At 64.8% G+C, this 15655-nt stretch carries 14 protein-coding genes; 9 read left to right on the top strand and 5 right to left on the bottom strand.

Annotation, left to right across the window (positions count from 1 at the left end; translation table 11 throughout):
• Positions 1-5 precede the first annotated feature (5 nt).
• Positions 6-1145: a UDP-4-amino-4-deoxy-L-arabinose aminotransferase gene (gene arnB / locus AC2T4A_RS29430; RefSeq protein ID WP_486742427.1), complete on the bottom strand. Its 1140-nt coding sequence runs from the start codon at positions 1143-1145 to the stop codon at positions 6-8.
• Positions 1146-1423: 278 nt separating this feature from the next.
• Here arnB and AC2T4A_RS29425 point away from each other — a divergent pair, with 278 nt between their 5' ends.
• The 4 genes from AC2T4A_RS29425 (at position 1424) to AC2T4A_RS29410 (ending at position 5880) form a co-directional block, all read left to right on the top strand.
• Positions 1424-3478 (top strand): aminotransferase class I/II-fold pyridoxal phosphate-dependent enzyme, encoded by a 2055-nt coding sequence (locus AC2T4A_RS29425; protein WP_486742426.1) that lies wholly within the window; start codon positions 1424-1426, stop codon positions 3476-3478.
• A gap of 69 nt (positions 3479-3547) precedes the next feature.
• Entirely contained in the window at positions 3548-4333 is a 786-nt protein-coding gene (locus AC2T4A_RS29420) for a transporter substrate-binding domain-containing protein (RefSeq protein ID WP_416745680.1), read from the top strand.
• A 73-nt stretch (positions 4334-4406) separates the two neighbouring features.
• The gene (locus AC2T4A_RS29415; protein ID WP_015475765.1) at positions 4407-5117 is read left to right on the top strand and encodes an ABC transporter permease; all 711 of its coding nucleotides are present in this window, start codon (positions 4407-4409) and stop codon (positions 5115-5117) included.
• Positions 5118-5130: 13 nt separating this feature from the next.
• A complete protein-coding gene (locus AC2T4A_RS29410; protein WP_478377326.1) occupies positions 5131-5880 on the top strand; it encodes an ABC transporter permease in 750 nt (249 codons plus the stop codon).
• Between the two features lie 99 nt (positions 5881-5979).
• On the opposite strand, the gene AC2T4A_RS29405 is transcribed toward AC2T4A_RS29410, so the two are convergent.
• Entirely contained in the window at positions 5980-6603 is a 624-nt protein-coding gene (locus AC2T4A_RS29405) for a TetR/AcrR family transcriptional regulator (RefSeq protein WP_486742425.1), read from the bottom strand.
• Positions 6604-6733: 130 nt separating this feature from the next.
• Here AC2T4A_RS29405 and AC2T4A_RS29400 point away from each other — a divergent pair, with 130 nt between their 5' ends.
• Positions 6734-7747: a M14 family metallopeptidase gene (locus tag AC2T4A_RS29400; protein WP_486742424.1), complete on the top strand. Its 1014-nt coding sequence runs from the start codon at positions 6734-6736 to the stop codon at positions 7745-7747.
• A gap of 93 nt (positions 7748-7840) precedes the next feature.
• Here AC2T4A_RS29400 and AC2T4A_RS29395 read toward each other — a convergent pair whose 3' ends face one another.
• The 3 genes from AC2T4A_RS29395 to AC2T4A_RS29385 form a co-directional block, all read right to left on the bottom strand.
• Entirely contained in the window at positions 7841-8284 is a 444-nt protein-coding gene (locus AC2T4A_RS29395; protein ID WP_486742423.1) for an REP-associated tyrosine transposase, read from the bottom strand.
• Positions 8285-8463: 179 nt separating this feature from the next.
• On the bottom strand, positions 8464-10047 hold the full coding sequence (locus AC2T4A_RS29390) for a peptide chain release factor 3 (RefSeq protein WP_017517575.1): 1584 nt from the start codon (positions 10045-10047) through the stop codon (positions 8464-8466).
• A 128-nt stretch (positions 10048-10175) separates the two neighbouring features.
• Positions 10176-11447, bottom strand: a complete 1272-nt coding sequence (locus AC2T4A_RS29385) for a cation:proton antiporter (RefSeq protein ID WP_037014467.1) — start codon at positions 11445-11447, stop codon at positions 10176-10178.
• Between the two features lie 448 nt (positions 11448-11895).
• On the opposite strand from AC2T4A_RS29385, the gene AC2T4A_RS29380 reads away from it, so the two are divergent.
• Genes AC2T4A_RS29380 through AC2T4A_RS29365 form a run of 4 tightly spaced genes read left to right on the top strand, consistent with a single transcriptional unit; the run spans position 11896 to position 15416 of the window.
• Positions 11896-12612, top strand: coding sequence for an ABC transporter permease (locus AC2T4A_RS29380; RefSeq protein ID WP_478377323.1), 717 nt, complete (start codon positions 11896-11898; stop codon positions 12610-12612).
• 26 nt (positions 12613-12638) lie between these two features.
• Complete coding sequence (locus tag AC2T4A_RS29375; protein ID WP_486742422.1) at positions 12639-13580, top strand: glycine betaine ABC transporter substrate-binding protein; 942 nt, start codon at positions 12639-12641, stop codon at positions 13578-13580.
• A 1-nt stretch (position 13581) separates the two neighbouring features.
• On the top strand, positions 13582-14247 hold the full coding sequence (locus AC2T4A_RS29370; RefSeq protein WP_486742421.1) for an ABC transporter permease: 666 nt from the start codon (positions 13582-13584) through the stop codon (positions 14245-14247).
• A 2-nt stretch (positions 14248-14249) separates the two neighbouring features.
• On the top strand, positions 14250-15416 hold the full coding sequence (locus tag AC2T4A_RS29365) for an osmoprotectant ABC transporter ATP-binding protein OsmV (RefSeq protein ID WP_486742420.1): 1167 nt from the start codon (positions 14250-14252) through the stop codon (positions 15414-15416).
• The last annotated feature ends 239 nt before the right edge of the window (positions 15417-15655 follow it).

The raw sequence follows: 15655 nt of genomic DNA, 5'->3' as shown, positions 1-15655 counted from the left end.
TGGCGTTACCGAAGCAGGGTTTCGATGGCGTCGACCACGCGGTCCTGGTCGGCCTGGGTCATATCGGGGAACAGCGGGATGGAGACGATCCGCGAGGAGTTCCATTCGGTGTTGGGCAATTGCACGCGCGGATAGCGCTGGCGGTAGTAGCTGTGCAGGTGACTGCCGATGAAGTGAATGCCGGTGCCGATGCCGCGCTGTTGCAGGCCCTGCATGAAGGCGTCGCGGTCGATGCCGCAACGCTCCTGGTCGATGCGCAGGATGTACAGGTGCCAGGCGTGGTGTTGCGGGTAATCCGGCAGCGCCAGCGGCTCTGCGGGCAGATGCGCCAGGCGCTCGGCATAGGCCTTGGCCAGCTCGGCGCGGCGGGCGTTGATCGCTTCGAGCCGAGGCAACTGGGCCAGGGCGATGGCAGCATTGATGTCGGTCAGGTTGTACTTGAAGCCCGGCTCTACCACCTGCGCCTGCGGCTTGCGGCCGTGGGTCAGGCGGTCGTAGGCGTCGACGCCCAGGCCGTGGAACTTCAGGGTGCGCACGCGGTTGGCGAGGGCCTCGTCATCGGTGACGAACATGCCACCCTCGGCGCAGGTGAGGTTCTTGATCGCGTGGAAGGAGAAGATCGCGGTACCGCGCTGGCCCACCGGGCGGCCGCGGTAAAGAGTGCCGGCGGCGTGGGCGGCGTCCTCGATCACGGCGATGCCGTGGCGCAGGGCGAGCTCATCGATCGGGTCCATGTCGCAGGCGGCGCCGGCGTAGTGCACAGGGATGATGGCACGGGTACGCGGGGTGATCGCGGCTTCGATGCGGGCGGCGTCGGTCATCAGGGTGTCGCGGTCGACATCGACGAACACCGGCGTGGCGCCCAGCAGGCTGATCATGTTGACGGTGGATACCCAGGTCTGCGACGGGGTGATCACTTCGTCGCCCGGGCCGATGCCCAGGGCCATCAGCGCCAGGTGCATGCCGCCGGTGGCGGAAGACAGCGCCACGGCGTGGCGGCAGCCGATCGACTCGGCGAAGCGTTGCTCCAGTTCGGCGTTCTTCGGCCCGGTGGTGATCCAGCCCGAGCGCAGGACTGCGTTGACTGCCTGGATCTCCTCCTCGCCAATGCTGGGGCGGGAGAAGGGGAGGAAGGGCGTTTCCATGTGGTGTTCCAAAGGCCGTGCCGGCTCTGTCAGGGAGTAAGAGAACGCTACTGGGAAGTTCGTTAAGAAGGCGTTAAGTGGATGTCGGGTTTCCGTTGGTCGGGCGAAGATGCGACATGAAGCACCCGAAGGCGGGCGGGAAGATGGATGAACTATCTGAAAACGACGTAGGACTTGTCGCGAATCGCTGTTGAACACTCGTTCATCCTTGGCTATGGTGGCCCCACGCTCCTGCGGACCCTTCGCAGGACATTCCGTCATTCGGATGAGGCCCTTGCATGCGTTATTCGTCGCTTGTGGACAGGATGGTCGGACCCGGCGTTGCCGCCTGGGACATTCACTACGCCGCCATCGCCGCCCAGCGAGCCGGCCGCGACGTGATCGTGCTCAGCGTCGGCGACCCCGATTTCGCAACCCCGGACTTCATCACCGATGCCGCCGTTTCCGCGTTGCGCGACGGCGACACTCATTACAGTGATGTAGCCGGCAAACCCGCACTGCGCCAGGCGATCGCCGCCCTACATGAGCGGCGTTTCGGCCAAAAGGCAGGTGCCGAAAACGTCATCGTTGTCGCCGGCGCTCAAAACGGCCTGTTTGCCGCCGCCATGTGCCTGCTGGAGAAGGGCGACGAGGTCATCACCTTCGACCCCGTCTACGTCACCTACGAAGCCACGCTGAAAGCCACCGGTGCCGTGCTGGTCGGCGTTCCGACCCGCCCGGAGAATGGCTTCCGCCCGCTGGCCGCCGATATCGCCGCGGCGATCACTCCGTGCACCAAGGCGATCTTCCTGGCAAATCCGAGCAACCCCACCGGCGTGGTGCTCAGCCGCGACGAGCTGCTGGCCATTGCCGCGTTGGCCGAGGCACACGACCTCTGGGTGGTGGTGGACGAGGTCTACGAGGGGCTGACTTTCGAGCGCGAGCACCAGAGTTTCGCCGCATTGCCGGGCATGGCCGAGCGCACCCTGAGCATCGGCAGCCTGTCGAAATCCCACGCCATGACCGGCTGGCGCACCGGCTGGATAGTCGCCAACCCGACGCTGGTCGGGCACCTGGAAAACCTCGCGCTGAACATGTTCTACGGTCTGCCGGGCTTTGTGCAGGAGGCCGCGCTGGCGGCGGTGGAACGCCACGATGAAGTGGTGTCGGCGATGCGCGAAATCTACCGCCGTCGCCGCGACCTGGTGGTCGCTGCGCTGAGCGACTGCCCGCGGGTGAAGGTGCTGTCGCCGGAAGCCGGCATGTTCGTCATGGTCGATGTGCGTGAGACCGGGCTCAGCTCGCTGGATTTTTCCTGGCAGCTGTTCCATGCCACCGGCGTCTCGGTGCTCGATGCGGCGGCCTTCGGTCCTCAGGCGCAGGGTTTCGTGCGGCTGTCATTCGGGCTGAGCGACGAGAGCATGGCGGAGGCCTGCGCGCGGATCATCCGCTTCGTCGAATCCCTTCCGGCGAGTACCGAATCAACTGTAGGAGCGAGCTTGCTCGCGAACGCTCTTGATGTTTCCGGTGTCGAGGTTGGTTCGCGAGCAAGCTCGCTCCTACAGAAAGCAGAGCCGCCCGCAACCAGGCCGGTGATCGAAGTCCGCGATATCCACAAGCGCTTCGGCGATTTCGAAGTGCTCAAGGGCGTGTCGCTGTCGGCCCGCGAGGGCGAGGTGATCTCGCTGATCGGCGCCAGTGGCTCGGGCAAGAGCACCCTGCTGCGCTGCATCAACATGCTGGAGATTCCCAACCAGGGTTCGGTCACCGTCAACGGCGAGACCATCGGCCTGACCCAGAACCGCCATGGCGAGCCACAGGTCGCCGACCAGAAGCAGCTCACGCGCATTCGCTCGCAACTGGGCATGGTGTTCCAGAGCTTCAACCTGTGGCCGCACCGCACCGTGCTGGAGAACCTGATCGAGGCACCGACCTTCGTCCTCCACGAGAGCAAGGCCGAGGCCCGCGAACGCGCCGAGGCGCTGCTGGAGCGCGTCGGCCTGGCCGAGAAGCGCCATGAGTACCCGGCCTTCCTTTCCGGCGGCCAGCAGCAGCGCGTGGCCATTGCTCGTGCGCTGGCCGTGCGGCCGAAAGTGATGTTGTTCGACGAGCCGACCTCGGCGCTGGACCCGGAGCTGGTGGGCGAAGTGCTGAAGGTGATCCGCTCGCTGGCAGAGGAGGGGCGCACCATGATCCTGGTTACCCACGAAATGGCCTTCGCCCGCGACGTTTCCAGCCATGTGGCGTTCCTGCACAAGGGGCTGATCGAGGAGGAGGGCACCGCCGAGGAGGTCTTCTTGCGGCCGCGCAGCGAGCGCTGCCGGCAGTTCGTCAACGCGCACCAGAATCGCTGACCGATGCCGCGCTGTCGGCGCATCGATGAGCGTGACCCAACACTAAATAAAACAATGCAGGGGATCACGATGAACAAGAAAGGTCTGTGCAATCTGATGGTGGGTGCGGCGATGCTGGTGGCCGGCGTGGCGAGCGCCCAGGCCGAGACGATCCGCTTCGCCCTGGCCGCCGAACCCTATCCGCCGTTCTCGCAGAAGCAGCCCGATGGCAGCTGGGTCGGCTTCGAGCCGGACCTGATCCACAAGGTCTGCGCCGAGATGAAGGCGACCTGCGAGATCGACGAAGTGGCCTGGGACGGCATCATCCCGGCGCTGCTGGCGAAGAAGATCGACGTGATCTTCAACTCCCTGTCGATCACCGACGAGCGCGAGAAGCAGATCGCCTTCAGTCGCCCCTACTACGACACCCCGGTGGCCGTCGCCGCGCCCCAGGCGGTGGATGTGCAGATCAGCCCCGAGGGCCTGAAGGGCAAGGCTATCGGCGTGCAGATATCCACCGTCAGCTCCAACTACCTGAAGAAGTACTACGAGAAGATCGCCGACGTGCGCTACTACGACACCCAGGACTCGGTGAACGCCGACCTGGTTGCCGGGCGCATCGACCTGATGATGGCTGACGGCATTGCCGTGGCGTCCTTCGTCAAATCGCCGGACGCCCAGGCGGCCGGCATCGTCAACAAGGGCGAGGTGAAGTACGACCCACTGTTCGGCCGTGGCGTCGGCGCCGGTCTGCGCAAGGGCGATACGGAGCTGAAGGCGAAGATGGACGAGGCTATCGGCAAGCTGCTCGCCAGCGACGACTACAAAGCGCTGTCGGACAAGTACTTCGGCATGAGCGTCGCGCCCAAGCAGTGATCCCGGTGTGAGCTGGACCCGTGCCCGCTGCGGGCACGGGGTTGACCCTGAGCCTCCCATCCTGGAGACGGCCATGCAAAGCATCTTCGACCTGATCGGCTTCGGCCCTACCGGCTGGGGCCCGGCCCTGCTCAAGGGGCTGCTGGTCACCCTGCAGATTTCCGTCGGCGCCTTCCTCGTCGGCCTGCTGATCGGCCTGGCCGCGGCCAGCGCCAAGATCGGCGGACCGCGCCCACTGGCGATGCTCGCGCGTGGCTACACCACGCTGTGCCGGGCGGTGCCGGAACTGCTGCTGATCCTGCTGCTGTTCTACGTCGGCTCCATGGGCCTGAACCAGTTCTTCGAGTGGCTGGGCTACGGCCAGGTGAAGCTCAACGGCATGATGGTGGCCATTGTCGTGCTCGGCCTGGTGCAGGGCGCCTACGCCTCGGAGATCTTCCGTGGCGCGATTCAATCGATTCCCTATGGCCAGATCGAGGCGGCGCGCGCCTACGGCATGCACGGCTTCGGCCTGTTCCGCCGGGTGACGTTGCCGATGATGGCGCCCAACGCGCTGGCCGGCATGGCCAACCTGTGGGTCAACCTGATCAAGGACAGTGCGCTGATCAGCGTGGTGGGCACCAACGAGCTGCTCTACACCGCCAAGCAGGCTGCCGGCTCGACCCGTCACTACCTGACCTTCTACCTCACCGCGGCGGCGCTGTATTACGTGCTCACCGTGCTTTCCAACCTGTTCGCGGGCTACCTGGAGCGGCGCTTCCGCCGCTGGATTCCGGCGGTCTGAGCGAGGCGCGGCGATGAACGAACACTGGCTATTCGTCTACGGTGCCCTGTTGCTCAAGGGCCTGGGCACCACCCTGGTGATCCTGCTGATTTCCGCCACGCTGGGCTTCGTGCTCGCACTGGCTGTGGCATTGGCGCGGATGTCGCGCAACTTCCTCGTCTCGCGCCTGGCGCTGGCGTACACCAGCGTGATTCGCGGCACGCCGCTGCTGGTGCAGATCTACATCTTCTACTACGGCCTGGGCAGCCTGTTCGCGCAGTTCCCGCTGATCCGCGGCAGCTTTCTCTGGCCGTATTTGCGCGATGGCTTCTGGTACATCGTGATCGCACTGATCCTCTCGGTCGGCGCCTACGTCGGCGAGGTGGTTCGCGGCGGCCTGAAGGCCGTGCCGCGCGGCGAGTTGGAGGCCGCTTCGGCATTCGGCATGAACCGCACGCTGGTGCTCTATCGCGTGTGGCTGCCGCGGGCGATCCGCCTGCTGCTGCCGACCCTGGCGGGGGAGAGCGTGATGCTCCTCAAGTCCACCGCACTGGCCTCCACCATCGCCGTGGTCGACCTGCTCGGCGCGGCCAACGTGGTACGCGCGCAGACCTTCCAGGTGTATGAGCCGCTGCTGCTGGTGGCGGCGATCTACGTCTGCCTGACCTTCATCATCGAGGCGCTGTTCGCCGTGCTGGAGCGCGCCACGCCGGTTCGCCGCGAGGTGCAGAAGCCGGCGCAGCGATCATGGTTGGGCAAGCGCAGGGCAAGGACGGCAGTTTGATGATGCATAGTTCGCCTTACGATCTTGCGAGCTAGAGCTGGATCAGGCGGGCGGCGCTCAACGACATCCAGCCGACGCGCAGCAGATCGTTGCCAAACCTCAGGCGTAGGCGCCGCGGCGGAGCCCTTCCACCCAGCAGCGGCTGAGTTCGAGGCCGTCGGCGGCGCTGAAGTTGGTCGGGTTCAGGCACCACTCCAGCCACAGTCCGTCGAGCATGGCGGAGAGGCCGATGGCGGCGAGGCGCGGGCGCGCCACGCGGAACCCCTCGGCGCTGGCGAGCTGGCTGATGAGGTTTTCCAGGATGGCGAGATAGCTGTGGTAGCCGCGCTCGTGCGCTTCGTTCACCGGCGGCGAGTGACGGATCAGGCTCCAGAACACTACCCAGGGGCTGAGCAGATCCGGGTCCAGCACCTGGGGCGAGAAGGAGCCGGTGAGGAAGGCTTCCATGCGCGCGGCAGGGTCGTTGCCGACCGCATCGACCTGCTGGTAGAGCGCCTGGGTGACCTCGCTGGCGAGGGTTTCGTAGGCCTGGGCGACCAGCGCGTCGATGCTGCCGAAGTGGTGGTTCACCAGGCCCACGGCGACGCCGGCTTCCTTGGCGATGCGGCGCACCGAGATGCCCGCGTGACCATCGGCGACCAGGCACTTGAGGCAGGCGCGCACGAGGTGATCGCGGCGTTCCTCGGGTGTGGCGCGCTGGGCTTTCTGGCGGAGGATATCCAAGGGCGGGCGTCCTGTGTTGCGTGGTGCCGGTACGCGGCGAACGGTTTCGATACTAGGAGGCGACGAAGAAGATTTCCACGGGCCTTTTGGATAGAGCGCAGACAGAGACCAGACAGAGGAGAGAGCACAGATGATCGAGGACGTATCCTTTGCCGTACCCGGTGATTCCGGTGCCGAGCTGCGCGTACGTGCGTGGCGTATCGACGGCGGCAGGCCGGGGCCAAAGGTGCACTTGCAGGCTGGCGTGCACGCCGATGAAATAGCCGGGATGCTGGTGCTTCACCAGCTGCTGCCGCGCCTGCGCGATGCCGCCGAGCGCGGCGTGCTCAATGGCAGCGTGACGCTTGTGCCGCAGGCCAATCCCATCGGTATCGGGCAGTTCCGCCAGGGACGGATTCTCGGTCGAAACCACGACGCGACCTCGCGCAATTTCAATCGCGGCTTCATCGCCTCGGCTGCCGCCAGCGGCACCCTGGACAACCTCACGCTGTGGCAGAAGCGCCTGGCCGAGCTGGCCGCGCCGGCGGACATCGTGCTCGACCTGCACACCGACGACGAGGCGTTGCAGTACGTCTACATCCACGAGTGCTTCTGGCCGGCCGCGCAGGACCTTGCCGCCGCGCTGCACGCGGAGCTGGCGATCATCTGGGAAGGCGATGGCGACGGCGCGTTCGAAGAGGTAGTGATTGCCCCGTGGCTGGCCGAGCAGCGCTTCGCCGGGCGCCTGGTGGCGACCGTCGAGCTGCGTGGCCAGGGCGACGTCAGCGACGCGCTGGCGCAGCAGGATGCCGATGGCCTGTACCGCTTCCTCGGCGCCCGTGGCGTGGTCACCGATGCCGGGCCATTGCCGGACTGGAAGGGCGTCGCTACGCCCATGGGGTTCATGGAAACCGTATTTGCACCAGCTGCCGGCGTGCTGGTGTTCGAGCGTGAGTTGGGCGAGTACATCGAGGCGGGCGAGCGCTTTGCGCGCATCGTTTCGCGCCCTGGCGACACAAGCAGTGAGCACATCCTGCGGGCGCCGCAGAGTGGATTGTTCGCCACCCGTTACCGTGACCGGCTGATTCCCCAGGGGGCTATCGCGGGCAAGTTTACCGGCACAGCGCCTTCGAGCACCTGGAGTGCCGGGGCTCTCGATCCATGATGTGCTGCTCTTCGTAGGAGCGAGCTTGCTCGCGAACAAACCCCGCTGCAGGGGCCGGGTTCGCGAGCAAGCTCGCTCCTACAGGGCTATGCGTTACAACCAGACAGCGTTCCAGAAGGGATATTCACGAAGTGATTTGACCAGTCCTGCGCGCAAGGGATTGGCGACCAGATAGCGGGCTGCGGCTTTCAGGTCTTCATCACGGCGTAGAGCGTGGTCGTGATAGCCCGATTGCCAGACTTTCCCTGTGCGCCTGAGAGCCTTGTTGATCGAGATCGCGGTGAGTGATTTCAGCTGTCGCATGAAGTCACCCAGCGAGTTGCCGTCGAGTTGAATCAGGCAATGCAGATGATCCGGCATCAATACCCAGGCGAGGATATCGGATTGCGCCAGGCTGTGAAGTTCTCGCGCGGCGGCGCAACAGGCACTCCAATCCCTAAACAATGGCTCACGTTGGTGAGTAACGGTGGTGACAAAGTAAATCTGACCCGAAACCGAGTGGCGGCCGCTGCGCAAATTCTTGCCATGAAACCCCATTGCCAATCCCCTGTGCAGATCAATGCCAAAGGTCGCAGAGGAGGCAAGGCCTGCCTGTAGGAGCGAGCTTGCTCGCGAACCTGTGGGGTCCGGTTCGCGAGCAAGCTCGCTCCTACAAAAAGCCAGGAAGGGAAAACAAAAACGCCCGCACAAGGCGGGCGTTTCAAAGGGCGGCGAACTCAGTGGTGTTCGCGGGTGGCGCGGAAGGTGATGTCCGGCCAGCGCTCTTCCATCAGGCTCAGGTTCACGCGGGTCGGGGCCAGGTAGGTGAGGTGGCCGCCGCCGTCCACGGACAGGTTCTCGAAAGCCTTGTCCTTGAACTCCTTGAGCTTCTTCTCGTCCTTGCACTCGATCCAGCGCGCGGACCAGACGTTGATCTGCTCGTAGGCGCACTCGACCTTGTATTCCTCCTTCAGGCGGCTGGCGACGACGTCGAACTGCAGCACACCGACGGCGCCGAGGATGATGTCGTTGTTGCGCTCGGGGAAGAACACCTGGGTGGCGCCTTCCTCGGCCAGTTCCTGCAGGCCCTGGCGCAGCTGCTTGGACTTCAGCGGGTCCTTCAGGCGCACGCGGCGGAACAGTTCCGGGGCGAAGTGCGGGATGCCGGTGAAGCCCAGCGCCTCGCCTTCGGTGAAGGTGTCACCGATCTGGATGGTGCCGTGGTTGTGCAGGCCGATGATGTCGCCGGCGAAGGCCTCTTCCAACTGCTCACGCTCGCTGGAGAAGAAGGTCAGCGCGTCGGCGATCTTCACGTCCTTGCCCAGGCGCACGTGGCGCATCTTCATGCCCTTCTCGTACTTGCCCGAGCAGATGCGCATGAAGGCGATGCGGTCGCGGTGTTTCGGGTCCATGTTCGCCTGGATCTTGAACACGAAGCCGGAGAACTTCTCCTCGGTCGGCGCCACGGTGCGCTCGTGGGCGCCACGTTCCAGCGGTTGCGGGGCCCAGTCGACGATGCAGTCCAGCACCTGGTCGACCCCGAAGTTGCCCAGCGCGGTACCGAAGAACACCGGGGTCATCTCGCCCTTGAGGAAGGCGTCCTTGTCGAACTCGTGGCAGGCGCCCTGCACCAGCTCCAGCTCTTCGAGGAAGTTGTCGTAGAGGTCGCCCAGGTGCGCGCGCGCTTCGTCCGAGTCGAGCTTGTCGATGATCTTGGTTTCGATGCGCTCGTGGCCGTGGCCCGGCACGTAGACGATGATCTTGTCCTGGGCGAGGTGGTACACGCCCTTGAAGTCGCGGTAGCAACCGATCGGCCAGGTGATCGGCGCGGCCTTGATCTTCAGCACCGCTTCGATCTCGTCGAGCAGTTCGATCGGGTCGCGGATGTCGCGGTCGAGTTTGTTGATGAAGCTGACGATGGGCGTGTCGCGCAGGCGGCAGACTTCCATCAGGGCAATGGTACGGGGCTCTACGCCCTTACCGCCGTCGAGCACCATCAGCGCCGAGTCCACCGCGGTCAGGGTGCGGTAGGTGTCTTCGGAGAAGTCTTCGTGGCCGGGGGTGTCGAGCAGGTTGATCATGTGCTCGCGGTAGGGGAACTGCATCACCGAGGTGGTGATGGAGATGCCGCGCTGCTTCTCCATCTCCATCCAGTCGGAGGTGGCGTGGCGGTCGGACTTGCGCGACTTCACGGTACCGGCGACGGCAATCGCCTTGCCCATCAGCAGGAGCTTCTCGGTAATGGTGGTCTTACCGGCGTCGGGGTGGGAAATGATCGCGAACGTGCGGCGCTTCGCGACTTCGGCGGCTTGGATGCTCATGGATGGATGCCTGGTCGATTCGGTGAAGACGGGCAGCGAGCGGCCCGAAAAACGCGGGATTATAGCCTGAATCGAGGCGTCGCCGGCAGACCCGGCGACGCAAGGCTCAAGGACCCTGGAGGGCGCTGTCAGTGGTCGCTGTCGGCGACCGGTTCGGCGCCTTTGTAGATGCGCCGCACCAGCGGGCCGATGGACAGGCCCTGGAGCAGGATCGACACCAGCACCACCACGTAGGTCAGGCTGAGGATCAGGTCGCGCTGCTCGCCCAGCGGCAGGGACAGCGCCAGGGCCACCGAGACGCCGCCGCGCAGCCCACCCCAGACGAGGATGCGGATGGTCCCGGCCGGCACCTGGCGGCGGCCGTTCTCGGTCTGCCGCAATACGACGATGGCCGGGGCGACGGTGAGCAGGCGCGAGATCAGCACCGCGCCGCCCAGGGTGAACGCCGCCACCACGTGCAGCCAGTTGAACGGCAGCAGGAGCAGTTCCAGGCCGATCAGGGCGAACAGCAGTGCGTTGAGTATCTCGTCGATCAGCTCCCAGAATTTGTCGATGTAGCGCCGCGTCTCGTCGGACATGGCGTAGTGCCGCGCCTGGTTGCCGATGATCAGGCCGGCCACCACCATGGCGATCGGCGCCGACACGTGCAGCCGCGCGGCCAGCGCCGCGCCGCCGATCACCAGGGCCAGGGTCAGCATGACTTCCACCTGGTACTGGTCGATGCCGCGCATCATCAGGAACACCCCATAGCCCAGCGCCGCGCCGAACAGGATGCCGCCGATGGCCTCCTGCACGAACAGCCAGGCAATCGTCGAGGCGGTGGGCGTTTCGCCGGCCAGGAGGATGCCCAGCAGGATGGTGAACACCACCACGGCAGTGCCGTCGTTGAACAGCGACTCGCCGACGATGGTGGTGGCCAGCGGCTTGGGTGCGCCGGCGGACTTGAGGATGCCCAGCACCGCGATGGGGTCGGTGGGCGAGATCAGCGCGCCGAACAGCAGGCAGTAGATGAAGTCCACGTGCCAGCCGAAGAGGGCGAAGGTGTAGTAGGCCAGGTAGCCGATCACCGTGGTGGCGATCAGCACGCCGAAGGTGGCCAGCAGGCCGATGGGCCACTTGTAGTTGCGCAGGTCGGCGAGGTTCACATGCAGCGCGCCGGCAAACAGCAGGGCGGGCAGGAACCAGGTCATCAGCACGTCGGAGAAGTCGATGCGGCTGATGATCTGCTGCATCTCGACTTCCAGCACCGGGTAGCCCAGCAGCGACATGCCCTGGGCGATGAAGGAAAAGATCAGGGCGGTGGCCATGACGCCGATGGTCGGCGGCAGGCGGATGAAGCGGTAATTGACGTAGGTGAGCAGGGTGGTCAGCGCGATGAACGCCGCGGCCAGGTCAAGCATGGCGATGGATCTCCGTGGTAGGCAAGAACGCCGGCCCCGAGTGACCTATCCATGGGTCGGGGGCACGCGAAAGAATCCCGATGATAACCGCTGAGCGAATCTGCGTGCGTTTCGCCGGGCGCATCCGCCGTTGGGCAAGTGACACAGGGCGATGGTTCAGCCCGATCGCAACTTTTCTCGAAAAAAAGTTTGTCCGCCACAGCCCCCGGACCATGGGGGCTGAAGCCGAATGCGCGGCCGTGCGATGGCACAAGGATGGCAATTTTATTGAACGTAACGGCACGCACGGGGGTCCACCCCTTCGCGACGACAATCCCTGAAAGCCTTGTGCAAGTACTTGATTCTCGTCGCGTTTAATCGCGGTCCCAGATAGGTTTCTGGACGGGGCCGAGCGTCAAGTGAGCGTGGCGATGCCAGTCGCCGCGCACCCGAAGGGAGTCCCCCAACCATGGTGAAGTCCACCACGGGCAAGGCCCTGTTCGGCGTCTGCTTTGCAGTCGTTGTGCTGGCTTTGCTGATCCACTGGATCACCCCCGCCACTCTGTGGCAGTACCGCGAAGACCTGTTGTTCTACTTGCAGGCGCACCTGGTCCTGGTGTTCGCGTCCATGTTCGCCGCCATCGTGGTCGGCATCCCCGCCGGCATGTTGCTCAGCCGGCCCGCGCTGCAAGGACAGGCTGAGCGCCTGATGCAGATATTCAACGTCGGCAACACCATCCCGCCACTGGCTGTACTGGCCATCGCCCTGGCGATCGTCGGGATCGGCAATGGTCCGGCGATTCTCGCGCTGTTCCTCGCTTCGCTGTTGCCCATCGTGCGCAACACCTACGAAGGCCTGCGCGCCGTGCCGGCCTCGCTGAAGGAAGCGGCCACCGGCATCGGCATGACGCCTGGCCAGGTGCTGCTGCGCGTCGAACTGCCCAACGCCGTGCCATTGATCATGGGCGGCGTGCGCATCGCCCTGGCGCTGAACGTTGGCTCTGCACCGCTGGCCTTCCTGATCGGCGCCAACAGCCTGGGCAGCCTGATCTTCCCCGGCATTGCCCTGGACGATCAGTCCAAGCTGCTGCTCGGCGCCGTCTGCACCGCGCTGCTGGCGCTGGTACTCGACGGCCTGGTGGTGCTGTTCAGCCGCGGCTTCCTGGAACGGGGGCTGGCGAAATGAGAGGGAATTGTTTGAAAGGAGCCCGCATGACACGACGCCTGCTCGGCGCGCTGGGCCTGCTGCTGGCCGCCGCAATCGGTACTGCCCATGCGGCGGATGTGATCCGTATCGGCGGCAAGCCGTTCACCGAACAGCGCCTGCTCACCGCCATCACCGCGCAGTACCTGCAGAGCAAGGGCTACGAGGTGAAGGTTACCAACGGCCTGGGCAGCACCCTGGCGCGTAGCGCGCAGCAGAGCGGCCAACTGGACCTGGTCTGGGAGTACACCGGCTCGTCGCTGATCGTCTACAACAAGGTCACGGAAAAGCTGGATGCCGAGCAATCCCTGGCCGAGGTCCGCGAACTGGACGGCAAGAAGGGATTGGTCTGGCCCACGCCCGCGCCGTTCAACAACACCTACGCCCTGGCCATGCCCGAGGAGCAGGCCGAACAGCTCGGAGTGCGTACCCTCAGTGACCTCGCCCGGGTGATGAAGGAGCAGGGCGACAAGAAGACCCACCTGTTCGCCATGGACCCGGAATTCGCCGGCCGCCCCGATGGCCTCGCGCCGATGAGCGAGCTGTACGGCTTCCACTTCACCCGCGATGACGTGCGCCAGATGGACGCCGGCCTGGTCTACACGGCCCTGAAGAATCGCCAGGTGTTCGTCGGCCTCGTCTACACCACCGATGGCCGCCTGAAGGACTTCAAGCTGCGCGTTCTGGAAGACGACAAGCAGTTCTTCCCGTTCTACAACGCCGCCCCGGTGATGCGCGCCGATCTGCTGGACAAGCACCCGGAGCTGAAAACCCTGTTCGACCCCATCGCCAGGCTGCTCGATGACAAGACCATGCAGGCGCTCAACGCCCAGGTCGACATCCAGCAGGAGCCGGTACAGCGCGTCGCGCAGCAGTTCCTGCGTGAACACCAACTGATCGGCGACCGCGCGCAGACCACTCAGAAACAGCCTGCCGGGGAGGAGAACTGACATGGACTTCATGACCGTGATTTCCCGCCTCGACTGGGCACAGGTCGTCCAACTGACGCTGCAGCACCTGATGCTGGTGTCCATCGCCGTGGGCCTGGCCATCGTCGTCGGCGTACCGCTGGGCGTGCTGATGACGCGCTTCAAGTGGCTCGCCGGACCGCTGCAGGGCGCCGCTACCGTGGTGCTGACCATCCCCTCCATCGCGCTGTTCGGCCTGATGCTGCCGCTGTACTCGAAGATCGGCCAGGGTCTCGGGCCGCTGCCGGCGATCACCGCAGTGTTCCTCTATTCGCTGCTGCCGATCCTGCGCAACACCTACCTGGCGCTGACCAACGTCGAACCCGGCATCCGCGAGGCCGGCAAAGGCATCGGCATGACCTTCTGGCAGCGCCTGTGGATGGTCGACATCCCCATCGCCGTGCCGGTGATCCTCGCCGGTGTGCGCACTGCCGTGGTGATGAACATCGGCGTGATGACCATCGCCGCGGTGATCGGCGCCGGTGGCCTGGGCGTGCTCATCCTCAATTCCATCAGCCAATCCAACATGCCCATGCTGGTGGTCGGCGCGGTTCTGGTGAGCCTGCTCGCCATCGCCGCCGACCTGCTGCTGCAGTGGCTGCAGCGTGCGCTCACCCCGAAGGGCCTGCGCCCGCAGACAGGAGACTGAACATGATCGAACTCGACCAACTGACCAAGACTTTCACCCTCAAGGACGGCAAGGAATTCCGCGCCGTGGACAAGGTCAGCCTGACCGTGGAGAAGGGTGAGATCTGCGTGTTCCTCGGCCCCTCCGGTTGCGGCAAGACCACCACGCTGAAGATGATCAACCGCATCATCCAGCCCACCTCCGGGCGCGTGCTGATCGACGGCCAGGACACCCGCGAGCTGGACGAAGTGACCCTGCGCCGGCACATCGGCTATGTGATCCAGCAGATCGGTCTGTTCCCCAACATGACCATCGAGGAAAACATCATGGTCGTGCCGCGCCTGCTGGGCTGGGACAAGCAGAAGTGCAAGGAGAAGGCGCGCGAACTGATGTCCATGGTCAAGCTCGAACCCAAGCAGTACCTGTCGCGCTACCCGCGTGAACTCTCTGGCGGGCAGCAACAGCGCATCGGGGTGATCCGCGCGCTGGCGGCCGACGCGCCGCTGCTGCTGATGGACGAGCCGTTCGGCGCGGTGGACCCGATCAACCGCGAGTCAATCCAGAACGAGTTCTTCGAGTTGCAGCGCAAGCTGGGCATGACTGTGATCATGGTCAGCCATGACATCGACGAGGCGATCAAGCTGGGCGACAAGGTGGCGGTGTTCAAGAGCGGCCGCCTGCTCCAGTTCGACCATCCGGACACCCTGCTGGCGCACCCGGCGGACGAGTTCGTCAGCGCCTTCACCGGCCAGGACAGCACGCTCAAGCGTCTGCTGCTGGTGCGTGCCGAGGATGCCGCCGACAGCAGCATTGTCACCGCCAGTCCGCAGACCACGGTGGCCGAAGCGCTGGAGAAGATGGAAGAAGACGATCGCCGTTACCTCGTCGTGGTGGATGCCAACGGCAGGGGCCTGGGCTACGTGCGCCGCAAGGACATGCGCCGCAAAGATGGTGTGTGCAGCGACTTCCTCAACGAGTTCCGCGTCACCGCCAGCCACGATGAGCACCTGCGCATCCTCTTGTCGCGCATGTACGAGTTCAACAGTTCGTGGCTGCCTGTACTGGATGCGGAAGGGCAGTTCCTCGGGGAGGTGACGCAGGAATCGATCGCGGATTACCTGAGCTCCGGGCGTTCCCGCGGGCGCAAGACCAATATCGTGTCGCCGGCGGAGGTGGCGCAGGCTTCCTAAGGCATTACCTGTAGGAGCGAGCTTGCTCGCGAACCCGGTTTCCTTCTGCGGGGCCAGGTTCGCGAGCAAGCTCGCTCCTACAAAAGCTCGTTCATTGCGCTCGCAAACTCTCCTCTGCACCACCCATCCCAAATCGCTGAACTCCCCCCTCTGTCATCGGTCGTTAATCGAAGTAGGACGATGATGCAGAAACCCGTCGAAAGCCCCGTTCTGTGCGGTATTCCGTGCATTTTGTTGAG

The organism is Pseudomonas sp. PVC-3-1 (assembly GCF_057444315.1).
The sequence above is the reverse complement of the archived record's forward strand: the minus strand, read 5'-3'. Positions and strand labels throughout refer to the sequence as shown.

Coding starts and splice junctions, on each gene's coding strand:
- arnB (WP_486742427.1), bottom strand. CDS start 1,145: ATGGAAACGCCCTTCCTCCCCTTCTCCCGCCCCAGCATTGGCGAGGAG.
- AC2T4A_RS29425 (WP_486742426.1), top strand. CDS start 1,424: ATGCGTTATTCGTCGCTTGTGGACAGGATGGTCGGACCCGGCGTTGCC.
- AC2T4A_RS29420 (WP_416745680.1), top strand. CDS start 3,548: ATGAACAAGAAAGGTCTGTGCAATCTGATGGTGGGTGCGGCGATGCTG.
- AC2T4A_RS29415 (WP_015475765.1), top strand. CDS start 4,407: ATGCAAAGCATCTTCGACCTGATCGGCTTCGGCCCTACCGGCTGGGGC.
- AC2T4A_RS29410 (WP_478377326.1), top strand. CDS start 5,131: ATGAACGAACACTGGCTATTCGTCTACGGTGCCCTGTTGCTCAAGGGC.
- AC2T4A_RS29400 (WP_486742424.1), top strand. CDS start 6,734: ATGATCGAGGACGTATCCTTTGCCGTACCCGGTGATTCCGGTGCCGAG.
- AC2T4A_RS29395 (WP_486742423.1), bottom strand. CDS start 8,284: ATGGGGTTTCATGGCAAGAATTTGCGCAGCGGCCGCCACTCGGTTTCG.
- AC2T4A_RS29390 (WP_017517575.1), bottom strand. CDS start 10,047: ATGAGCATCCAAGCCGCCGAAGTCGCGAAGCGCCGCACGTTCGCGATC.
- AC2T4A_RS29385 (WP_037014467.1), bottom strand. CDS start 11,447: ATGCTTGACCTGGCCGCGGCGTTCATCGCGCTGACCACCCTGCTCACC.
- AC2T4A_RS29380 (WP_478377323.1), top strand. CDS start 11,896: ATGGTGAAGTCCACCACGGGCAAGGCCCTGTTCGGCGTCTGCTTTGCA.
- AC2T4A_RS29375 (WP_486742422.1), top strand. CDS start 12,639: ATGACACGACGCCTGCTCGGCGCGCTGGGCCTGCTGCTGGCCGCCGCA.
- AC2T4A_RS29370 (WP_486742421.1), top strand. CDS start 13,582: ATGGACTTCATGACCGTGATTTCCCGCCTCGACTGGGCACAGGTCGTC.
- AC2T4A_RS29365 (WP_486742420.1), top strand. CDS start 14,250: ATGATCGAACTCGACCAACTGACCAAGACTTTCACCCTCAAGGACGGC.